The sequence below is a fragment of the Puniceicoccales bacterium genome, assembly GCA_031255005.1.
In the GTDB taxonomy this organism is placed as follows: domain Bacteria; phylum Verrucomicrobiota; class Verrucomicrobiia; order Opitutales; family LL51; genus JAIRTH01.
In genome coordinates this window covers 1-9,270 of sequence record JAIRTH010000036.1, presented here as the reverse complement: position 1 = coordinate 9,270, position 9,270 = coordinate 1, and the positions used below count along the sequence as shown (strand labels likewise).

The following is a 9,270-nucleotide window of genomic DNA, read 5'->3' as shown; positions in this document are numbered from 1 at the left end:
TCCATATATGATTGCCCCACAACGAATAGAGCACTATCTCCTCCAAAGCATAGTAGCTCCGGACAACCGCAAGGCAACATAGACCAAATCAAAAACAGCACCGACCAACCACAAAAATCAAAAAAATTATATAGTTTTCGAGGACAAACCATGAAAAAATCATCGGCAAAATAGCTATTCCTCGGGTTTGGTTTTCGGCAGGCCAAATAATCGTCTCTCTTCATTCCACTGCCCTCTTTTTCGCAATAAATCTACTCTTTCTAGGCGCTTAAGCACACTGCGCTTACTGCCAATACCCGAACCGGAACGCTTAAAACTTGAATGCTGAGTCATGAATTAAAGGATTTAAATTAATAATACATCAGAGATTTAACTGCCAATTCAATAAAATTCAAGTCAAAAATAATAAATTTTAATTGGCTATGCGAAAAAATATGAAAAAATCATTATACTGGTCAAAATATTCATAAAAATTTTCCATCTTTAACCATGCCAATGGAATCTTCTCCTTGAATAATTTCATCTTTTCAATAAAATTATATCTGTGTCTAGAACGATGAGTAAATCTAAAAGCTCTGCTGCCAATAAAAACAATGATAGCATGACAAAAATATTTGCCAACTTCGACGTAGGCTGGGGCAACACACTGTACATCCGAGGTGAAGGCGATAACCTAAGCTGGTCCAAAGGTATTCCGATGAAAAACAACGGCAATAATATCTGGGCCTGGACCAGTGGTGCAAAAAAATGTACCAATTTTCAATATAAATTGCTAATAAATGACGTCATCTGGTGCAACGGCGAAAATTATACCGCCAACGCTGGCAAAGATAATTACATAGTACCAGTGTTTTGTAATTAAGCCAATAGTAAGGACATTTTCGCTAAATTGTCATCCACCACCTCTCGAAAAAATAGCCAATAACATATGGCACCAACAGCCAAGAATGGACCAAAGGGTAACGGCTGTCCCATGCCAATGCGCCCACTATGGCTTCGACAACGCATGGCCCAAAAGGGCAATATCACAAATAACCCGATCAGTGCTCCGCCAAAAATAGAAAATATGGCACAATTCGTACCAGAAAATGCTCCTATGCAACCAATTAGCTTAACATCTCCGAAGCCTATGGTTTCCTTTCTCAATAAAATTTCCGACACCATGGCACCCCACATCAGCAAACTAGACCCTATTAATAAGCCCTTAGCGGAATTTTCAATCCCTAAAAATAGACAATCCCGCCATACAAAGCGCGAAAAAATACCGCCTATGATAATCCCCATCGTCGCTCCGCCAACGGTAAGTAAATCGGGAATCACCATGGTATTGAAATCAATCCCCGAAGATATCACCAAAATTACGAACAAGATCGCTCCAGGAATGAACAATGAGGATTGAGTTACATGCCACAACACTGTAAATAACACAGCCACAAGAAGTTCTATACCAATATAGGCAATTCCTATCCTGGCACCGCAACACCTGGCTCGCCCCCTAAGCATCAACCAACTTATAATCGGCACATTCCACCACAATGGTATAGTTTTTCCGCATTGACAGTGGGATCTAGGGAAAATCACCGATCGGCCAACGGAGATCCTTGCTATGCACACACCAGAAAAACTTCCGACGGCTGCACCAAATGTAAACACAAACAGATAGAATAACCTAGAATGTACAAATAAATCATAGGCCTGCAGCCATGTATAATCCATATTATAAGTCATATCAATTTTTTATTAAAGTATTAGAGAACTGCCAGTCATCTCTAATGGATTCTGAAGTTTCATCAACCGTAAAATCGTTGGCGCCACATCTGCCAAACATCCACCATTTTTCAATTTCAAGGAATCACAGCCACGGCCATAAATCGTTAACTTTACGGGATTTAGAGTATGTTGTGTATGAGGAGCATCGTTCTTTGGATCCCACATTTGCTCAGAATTGCCATGGTCAGAGGTTATCACCGCAATGGCGTTTACTTCGTCCACCACGGCACAAATCTGTTCCACGCAGGAATCCACCACCGCCACAGCCTGTTTAGCTGCCTCAAAATTACCTGTATGACCAACCATGTCTGTATTTGCAAAATTCACAATAATTAATCCATAGTTTCGAGATTTCAGTGCTTCTAAGACTGCATCTTTGACAGCTAATGCACTCATTGCCGGCACTTTATCGTAAGTCGGCACATCCTTTGGGCTAGGAATTAATCTGCGATCTTCCAATGGAAATGGCTCCTCTCGGTAATCATTAAAAAAGAAAGTTACATGGGCATATTTTTCGGTTTCAGCACAACGGAACTGTCTAATACCCAAAGAACTAATATAGGAGCCAAGGATATTTTCCATCTTTAGATTTCGTTCAAATATCACATTAGGGCATAGTCCATTTTCATACTCTGTCATCGTAGCGTAAAATAAATTTAATTTGCGACCTCGATCGAAGTGCTCGAAGGAATCATCTACGAATGCTCGGGTCAATTCTCTGGGTCGATCGCCACGAAAATTGAAAAATATCACCGAATCACCATCTTCAACAGCTCCATCAAATAATCCATCTTCATTAACTATCTGGGTTGGCGTGATAAATTCATCACCGCTCAACGATGCTTCGGCCGGATTTTTATAGTAATCTTCCATGGCCTCCGACGCGCTGGTCGCCGTCTTTGCAGCACCACCGGTGAGGCAGCGATAGGCCTTTTCTACCCTTGGCCATCGATTGTCTCTATCCATTGCCCAGAATCTTCCGATCACAGTCTTGACAGCTCCAATGCCAATTTCATTGCATCGAGCCTCCACTTCTTTCAAAAAATCTCGACCGCTTCTAGGTGGAGTATCGCGCCCATCGGCAAAGAAATGTATACAAACATTCTTTAGTCCGGCAGTTTTTGACACAGCAAGCAGAGCATACAAATGCCTTAACATGGAATGAACACCTCCATTGGAACATAGCCCAAACAAATGCAACTTCGAACCATTTTTAATCACATTTGCCAGGGCATTTTTCAGGGCTGGTAAATTATCTGGGCCACCATCGGCAAAGGCCTTATCGATCCGAACTATCTCCTGGTCAACGATTCGACCAGCTCCAAGATTTTGATGCCCAACCTCGCTATTGCCCATAATTCCTTCGGGCAAACCGACAGCCAAACCACAGGCCACTAATTCCACCGACGGCCAAGCGCTCAAAACTTGATCATGAAATCGAGCATTACCATGGCTAATGGCATTCCATTTATCGAGGCTAGAGTCATGTAATTCACCCCATCCATCCCTAATCACTAAAATCACCGATCTATCAAATGAACCCATGAATTTCAGTTTAATGCCATGAACATGTCTAGCGAGTATTTATTTAACAAATTTACCTTGTCAAAAATTTATATTGATCTTTCGCTCTTTTTCATAACATCTAGTGACAGATGGCCTTATGGTTATTTTTAACAGTTAATTTATTGGAACTATGGAATGGAAATTATTAATTGGGTTGGTGGTATTTGGTGTTTTCAATGGCGTATCCTATGCGCGAGAATTGGTGATAAATAGGCCGGCATCACTAGCTGAAGATCAGGAGTTACTTCTACAAAACGGAGACTCTATAATATTTGAGCCGGATAATAAGAAAAGCGAAATTCGTCTCTTTGATTCGGCTGCCATAATAACTGACCCTGGAACAGTTATGGTTGAAGGGCTTAGAAATGGTAATCCAGCCATATGTGTCGTGCCAATTTCAGAATCCAAAGGCCACCAAATAATAGGAACAAAAATTTATAAAGACCCGATAGCCACCTCTGCTAAAATATCTTATACATCAGAAACCATAGACAAAAAGCCACCCTGCTATTTGGAAATGTTTCATGATCAATTAATTAAATATATTACCGAATGCAATGGCAAATTGACAACATTTTTCTTCCCAAGACTATCCACCAAGGGAGCAGTGATAAGCCTATCCAAGCATTCTGTCAAATCGGATAATCCGGTTTTGGAATCCATAAAGAAAGAGGCCATAGAAAAGATGTCATCCGATCTATCTAAAAATTCTAGTTCGAAAAAAGTAAATAAAAATTCGATAGAAATTACCTCAGGGAGGATGATACCAGTGGCATTAAACAGTTCTGCTCCAGATATAAAAATAACCCGGACCAAAAAAAAACCAAACCATAACTGATCAAAAAATAGATCTAAGATTTGCCTAGGCCATAGAGATCTGGTGGATCAGATCTCATCACCCTTATTGTAGTCAATCACAGCGTCCTGAGTCCAATCCTTACCCACGAAAACGCCAACGCTACAGTTACTCAAGCCTTTGGCCTGCATAATCTTATTCACATCATCCATCACTGCATCTCTTATGGCATTTTGATCACTTCCGATGGTGGGTTTCACATACATATTGCTTGGCAAATCGTAGCTTTTGCCGTCGCGAAGGAACGAATTGTGCAACCCAATTTTTTCAAATTCATTGCGTATAACATCACCACTCCCAGTGCTGTTTAAATACACAGTAACAAGACATTTATTCTCATTTGCTTCCATATGCAATCCAGTGCATGTTAGTATAAAGCTAACATCGAGATTATCAAGAAATTTATTTACAAATATACAACAATTTATATTTTTACATTTAGAGCTTGACACTATTATTTCTATATATGGTGTGCATTTATTGCCTGGTTGTGTAATGGTAGCACAACGGACTCTGACTCCGTTTGTCTAGGTTCGAATCCTAGCCGGGCAGCCACAAAACAAGAAGCGCTGTACAAGTGGCATATCTAAAGGAGGAAATCCCAAAGAGGCATATTGGAATAATCTTCAGGGCGATGGCAATGGAGCTTTTAGGGTAAATCACATATTCACTTGGCCTATTGCATCAAAGTTAGGAAGAAGTTTTATGGATACCCGCTAGCAGGCTCCCAGGGCCGTCACCAGAACCTAATTCATAGAAATATCCACAGATAGCCCAATAAAAAAGATTACTCCTTCGGTGTTACGATAGGAGCAATCTTAAATCATGAAACAGATGCTATTTTATCCGATTAGTTAAAATATGTCTAACCTATTAATTCATTATGCCATCCATTCGCCCGAGATCACCCAGGGCCATCATCGCCATCGCCATTTCATAATAAATTTCTCTATTATGCGCATAATCTTCATAAAAGCTTGGCCTAGATATTAATTGCCGAATATCATTGCAAAATAATTTTTCCCTTTGCTCAGTTCGATAAATTCGATTACCTTTCCTAAATTCATCAAATTCGTCGGCATATTCGGATCAATATTTTTTCATCCTTTTTCACCAAAACTAAAGTTTCAAAAAATCCATCCAGCCTGGGCATTTTTTTTGCAAAATTCTCGCTTCAATATGGTTGATAAACTAGATATATATTTAGGCTACACCTACCATAATCATCTAGCTTAATCATTTTCACTTTTTTCCAATCAATTTTTTTGGAGAATTCTCTCGGGGCAACACAGGTATTTCCGGCAACACACTTTCTAATTACCAAAATATACCTTTTTCTTAATGCTATCCATTAATCGACATTGAACACCATAATGCCATTCTTAGTAATTCCACTATAGTTTTTACCCATAAATTCATCTCTTATCTCGCCCGTTGGCTTCCTTAGCTCACCATTGAGATCATAGCAAGAATCAATGACACTCAAAATAGTTTTTGGAGAAAATTTGCAATCATCCCCATTATTCTTCGTCTTAAATACCATTGATTTAATATTTATATCATTTGTGTCATTTTTCTGAATTTTTGCATAAAATGGATAAACCTGGTATGGAATTTTGAAATTGTTAATATCGTAATAAGTATAACCAGTATCGATAATCAAAGGTTTAGGTTTATCATTATCAGACGGCTCATCATCAGGCGGCACAATTAAATTTACCCAAGAAATGAATCCACAACCATTCACCTGTTCCAGATATGAATTATCCAAAGCTATAAAACAAAGAACATATTTCCCTTTTTTGCTATCAGATTTAGTGATTTTCTCTTTTATAGCATCAACGGTTGTCAAATTGGCCTGGGCTAAAAAGTCACTACTTTCGCCAAAAAATTTTGCAGGCATGGAGAGAGAGACAGCATGCATATCGGCAAGCTTGCTACAATCCATAGTTGAAAATATCTCACTAGCTAAACTATGACACAATAGGCTATCGAAATCTGTTATGGGCAATTTATCTGAATTCCTGCAAAATTTACCTTGTTCAAGAAATGGCGTAAATGCAAGGAAGTGAATATCAAATTTCTCATCTTTGTTTTTCATGTTATGCATATAGCTCTTGCATAGCTTAGCTATGCGCTCTGGATGATTAATATACATGTTTATCATAAGCGCATCCACCGCAGAGGATTGAAGTCCATTCATAGTTCTATGAGGAGTTAGCAGTGTCTTCAAAATAGCTCTATTGGCATTGAGTATATTTGCTTCAAAAAACGCACCAATATTGGGGTGATTACTTATTCCGAAATGATCCAATGTAGTAATAAGCGTATCGATATTGCTAATACCAAGCGTATGAAACGGATCATTATATATATTCAAACTATAGCTCTTCCCAATCTCCTCCTTTTCATTAAAGAAGCCTTCGGTTAAAATATCACCGGTATTCTCTACAATGGCTCCTAGCGCAGCCGCGGCCTGACGAGCGAATAACTCTATTCCAGGTAGAAATATAGCAAAGTTCGTCAAGCCAAAGAGTAATTTCGCCAATTTATGATCTGGGAACTCAATTTTCCCATTTCCATCGTTAAACATTTGATCATCGCAATATTCAGTGATTTTTTGAAAAAAATCAGCCAAAGGTTTAGCTTTATTCGCATCTGGCAAACCACTATTTGGATCACAAACAATGTACGCAATTGCGTTAGCAAAAGCCTTCCATCTCATTCGTGCTGTTTTATCAATATCTACGGAAATGGTCCCAGGTTGACGATATTCATAACGAAGAATAGATTTATTGCCGATCCAAGAAATCCACTGTGTAGAATTGTTATACAAGGCCTCAAGAGAGTAGTCTTCCTCTGCCAGTAGCTGCTGGATTGGAATCAACGATAATGTTAATAATAATATAATAGATAATTTATTTTTAATTTTCATATTCATCCTTTCAATTAAGTTGTGGAAATATGATAAAAGAATTATGAAATTTTACGAGAAATTTTACAAAAAAAATCAGCAAAAAATTGTCAATTATTTTGGCTGGATAGATGGGACTCGAACCCGCGGCATCCTGCGCAACAAGCAGGCGCTCTGACCAATTGAGCTACTACCCCCAAGCCAATGATAGGGAATCTGAAGCTCAGCACGGTTTTGACAAACAAAGCACCAGATGATTTTATATTCCCCATTGTCAATAACCACATTTCTTGGCTAATCCATCATTCATTCAGATCTTCAGGTATATTTATGCAAAATACTATGCGAACAAACTTTCTGCCAACCAATCTACATAGACGTTAAATAAATAAAAGTATACAAGAATAAAAATAGTCTCTTGAAATTTATTGAATTATTATAACCATGACTGTTGTCATTTCTGCGTCAATAGGTTTGCAGCTGATTACACTAATGTATTGCAAAAATATACCTTTTCCTTAATATTATCCATTAATGGGTAGGGATCACCTTAATGCTATTATTAGTAATGGCATAGTCTTTCTCCACATATTCCTTCGTATCCACATTCCGATACTTAACTTTTACAGAATTTGTTTTCTTCCTTAGCTTACCATCGAGATTATAGCCAGAATTAATGGGATTATAAATAAATTCTGAAGAAAATTTGCCATCCCTCGCATTAAATACCGCGGATTTAATACTTATATTATTTTGCTGAATTCTTGCATAAGATGGACAAGACGGACGTAAATATTTCAAATTTTCATTCCCATAATCAAGACAACCAGTATCGATAATCAAAGATTTAGGGTTATCATCAGGCAACACAATTAAATTTACCAAACGAAAGAGCTCATGACCGTTTTCCTGTTCCATATGTAAATTATTCAAAGCCATAAAGCAAAGAACATATTTCACTTTTTCGTTATCAGAACTTGGGATCTTATCTTTTATAGCATCAAAGGTTGTCAAATTGTCCTCGTCCGAAAATTTATAGTCTTTGTCAAAAAATTTGTTTAGCATGGAAACAGAGCGAGCATATATATTACCAGGATCTTTACAATCCATCCACTTAAATATCTCACTAGCTAAACTATGACACAATAGGCTATCGAGATCTGTTATGTTCAATGTACCGAAATTATTGCAAAATCCACCTTTGTAAAGGAATGGCTCAAATGCACACGGATGCATACGTATCTCGGATTGCCATAGTGTAGCACCATTTTCCATCAGTAAATCCTTGTACATCTTAGCCATGCGCTCAGGATGATTAATACACTGGTTTATCATAAGTGCATCCACCGCATAGGATTGAAGTCCATTTATACTTCTATGAGGAGTCAGCAGTGTCTTCAAAATAGCTTTATTGACATTATATATATTGGCTTGAAAATTCGCAGGATTATTACCTTTACTAATTGTTCCGTTATGATCCAATGTCCAAGAAATTATATTTAAAATTGTAGCAGGATAGTATTTAGTATTACGTGGATCACTATTTTTGTCAAAACCACCATAAATAGGAAGATTCCATCCCGCAGAGTGACAGAAACTATCCCTATTACTAAAGAAGCCCTCGGTTAAAATCTTATCGGTATTATTTGCAATGGCTCTTAGCACAGCCGCGGCCTGACGAGCGAATAATTCTATTCCAGGTAGCGACGACATATTATTGTCTTCTAAGCCAAAGAGTAATTTCGCCAAATTATGATCTGGGAGCTTAGCACTTCCATTTCCATTGTTAAACATTTGATCATCGCAATATTCAGTGATTTCTTGAAAAAAATCAGCCAAAATTTTAGCTCTACCCGTATTTGGCAAACCCCTATTTATGTCGAAAACAAGGTGTGAAATTATGTCGGCAAAACTCTTCCATCTTATTCGCGTTGTTCCTTCAGACATTGCCGTGCCGGTATTGTAATTCCACCATATATAACGAAGAATAGGTACATTGCCAATCCAAGGAACCTGCGTTATAGATATGGAATACGCCATATTGAGGATAGCCTTTGAGCTCTGGGTATCTACTTCTGCCTGTAGCTGCTGGATTGGAATCAACGATAATGCTAATAATAATATAATAGATAATTTATTTTTAATTTTCATATTCATCCTTTCG

Annotated in this window: 8 protein-coding genes and 1 tRNA gene; 3 read left to right on the top strand and 6 right to left on the bottom strand. The window is 38.0% G+C overall.

What is annotated here, in order from left to right; genetic code table 11:
* Positions 1 to 174: 174 nt before the first annotated feature.
* Entirely contained in the window at positions 175 to 333 is a 159-nt protein-coding gene (locus LBH49_03730) for a small basic protein (GenBank protein ID MDR0351724.1), read from the bottom strand.
* A 223-nt stretch (positions 334 to 556) separates the two neighbouring features.
* Between LBH49_03730 and LBH49_03725 the strand changes: the two genes are divergently transcribed.
* Positions 557 to 862, top strand: a complete 306-nt coding sequence (locus tag LBH49_03725) for a hypothetical protein (GenBank protein MDR0351723.1) — start codon at positions 557 to 559, stop codon at positions 860 to 862.
* Here the strand turns inward: LBH49_03725 and LBH49_03720 are convergent.
* Complete coding sequence (locus tag LBH49_03720) at positions 859 to 1,728, bottom strand: prepilin peptidase (protein ID MDR0351722.1); 870 nt, start codon at positions 1,726 to 1,728, stop codon at positions 859 to 861. The genes LBH49_03725 and LBH49_03720 overlap by 4 nt on opposite strands.
* A 12-nt stretch (positions 1,729 to 1,740) precedes the next feature.
* Positions 1,741 to 3,315 carry a 2,3-bisphosphoglycerate-independent phosphoglycerate mutase gene (gpmI, locus tag LBH49_03715; GenBank protein MDR0351721.1) on the bottom strand — a complete coding sequence of 525 codons (1,575 nt, stop codon included), beginning with the start codon at positions 3,313 to 3,315 and terminating at the stop codon, positions 1,741 to 1,743.
* Positions 3,316 to 3,466: 151 nt separating this feature from the next.
* On the opposite strand from gpmI, the gene LBH49_03710 reads away from it, so the two are divergent.
* A complete protein-coding gene (locus tag LBH49_03710) occupies positions 3,467 to 4,174 on the top strand; it encodes a hypothetical protein (GenBank protein MDR0351720.1) in 708 nt (235 codons plus the stop codon).
* 47 nt (positions 4,175 to 4,221) lie between these two features.
* Here LBH49_03710 and LBH49_03705 read toward each other — a convergent pair whose 3' ends face one another.
* Entirely contained in the window at positions 4,222 to 4,542 is a 321-nt protein-coding gene (locus tag LBH49_03705; protein MDR0351719.1) for a hypothetical protein, read from the bottom strand.
* A 131-nt stretch (positions 4,543 to 4,673) separates the two neighbouring features.
* Between LBH49_03705 and LBH49_03700 the strand changes: the two genes are divergently transcribed.
* Positions 4,674 to 4,747, top strand: a tRNA-Gln gene (locus LBH49_03700).
* Between the two features lie 796 nt (positions 4,748 to 5,543).
* On the opposite strand, the gene LBH49_03695 is transcribed toward LBH49_03700, so the two are convergent.
* Complete coding sequence (locus tag LBH49_03695) at positions 5,544 to 7,133, bottom strand: hypothetical protein (GenBank protein MDR0351718.1); 1,590 nt, start codon at positions 7,131 to 7,133, stop codon at positions 5,544 to 5,546.
* Positions 7,134 to 7,637: 504 nt separating this feature from the next.
* On the bottom strand, positions 7,638 to 9,270 hold a 1,633-nt coding region (locus LBH49_03690; GenBank protein ID MDR0351717.1), incomplete at its 5' end, for a hypothetical protein.

Coding starts and splice junctions, on each gene's coding strand:
- LBH49_03710 (MDR0351720.1), top strand. CDS start 3,467: ATGGAATGGAAATTATTAATTGGGTTGGTGGTATTTGGTGTTTTCAAT.
- LBH49_03695 (MDR0351718.1), bottom strand. CDS start 7,133: ATGAATATGAAAATTAAAAATAAATTATCTATTATATTATTATTAACA.
- LBH49_03720 (MDR0351722.1), bottom strand. CDS start 1,728: ATGACTTATAATATGGATTATACATGGCTGCAGGCCTATGATTTATTT.
- LBH49_03725 (MDR0351723.1), top strand. CDS start 557: ATGAGTAAATCTAAAAGCTCTGCTGCCAATAAAAACAATGATAGCATG.
- LBH49_03705 (MDR0351719.1), bottom strand. CDS start 4,542: ATGGAAGCAAATGAGAATAAATGTCTTGTTACTGTGTATTTAAACAGC.
- LBH49_03730 (MDR0351724.1), bottom strand. CDS start 333: ATGACTCAGCATTCAAGTTTTAAGCGTTCCGGTTCGGGTATTGGCAGT.
- gpmI (MDR0351721.1), bottom strand. CDS start 3,315: ATGGGTTCATTTGATAGATCGGTGATTTTAGTGATTAGGGATGGATGG.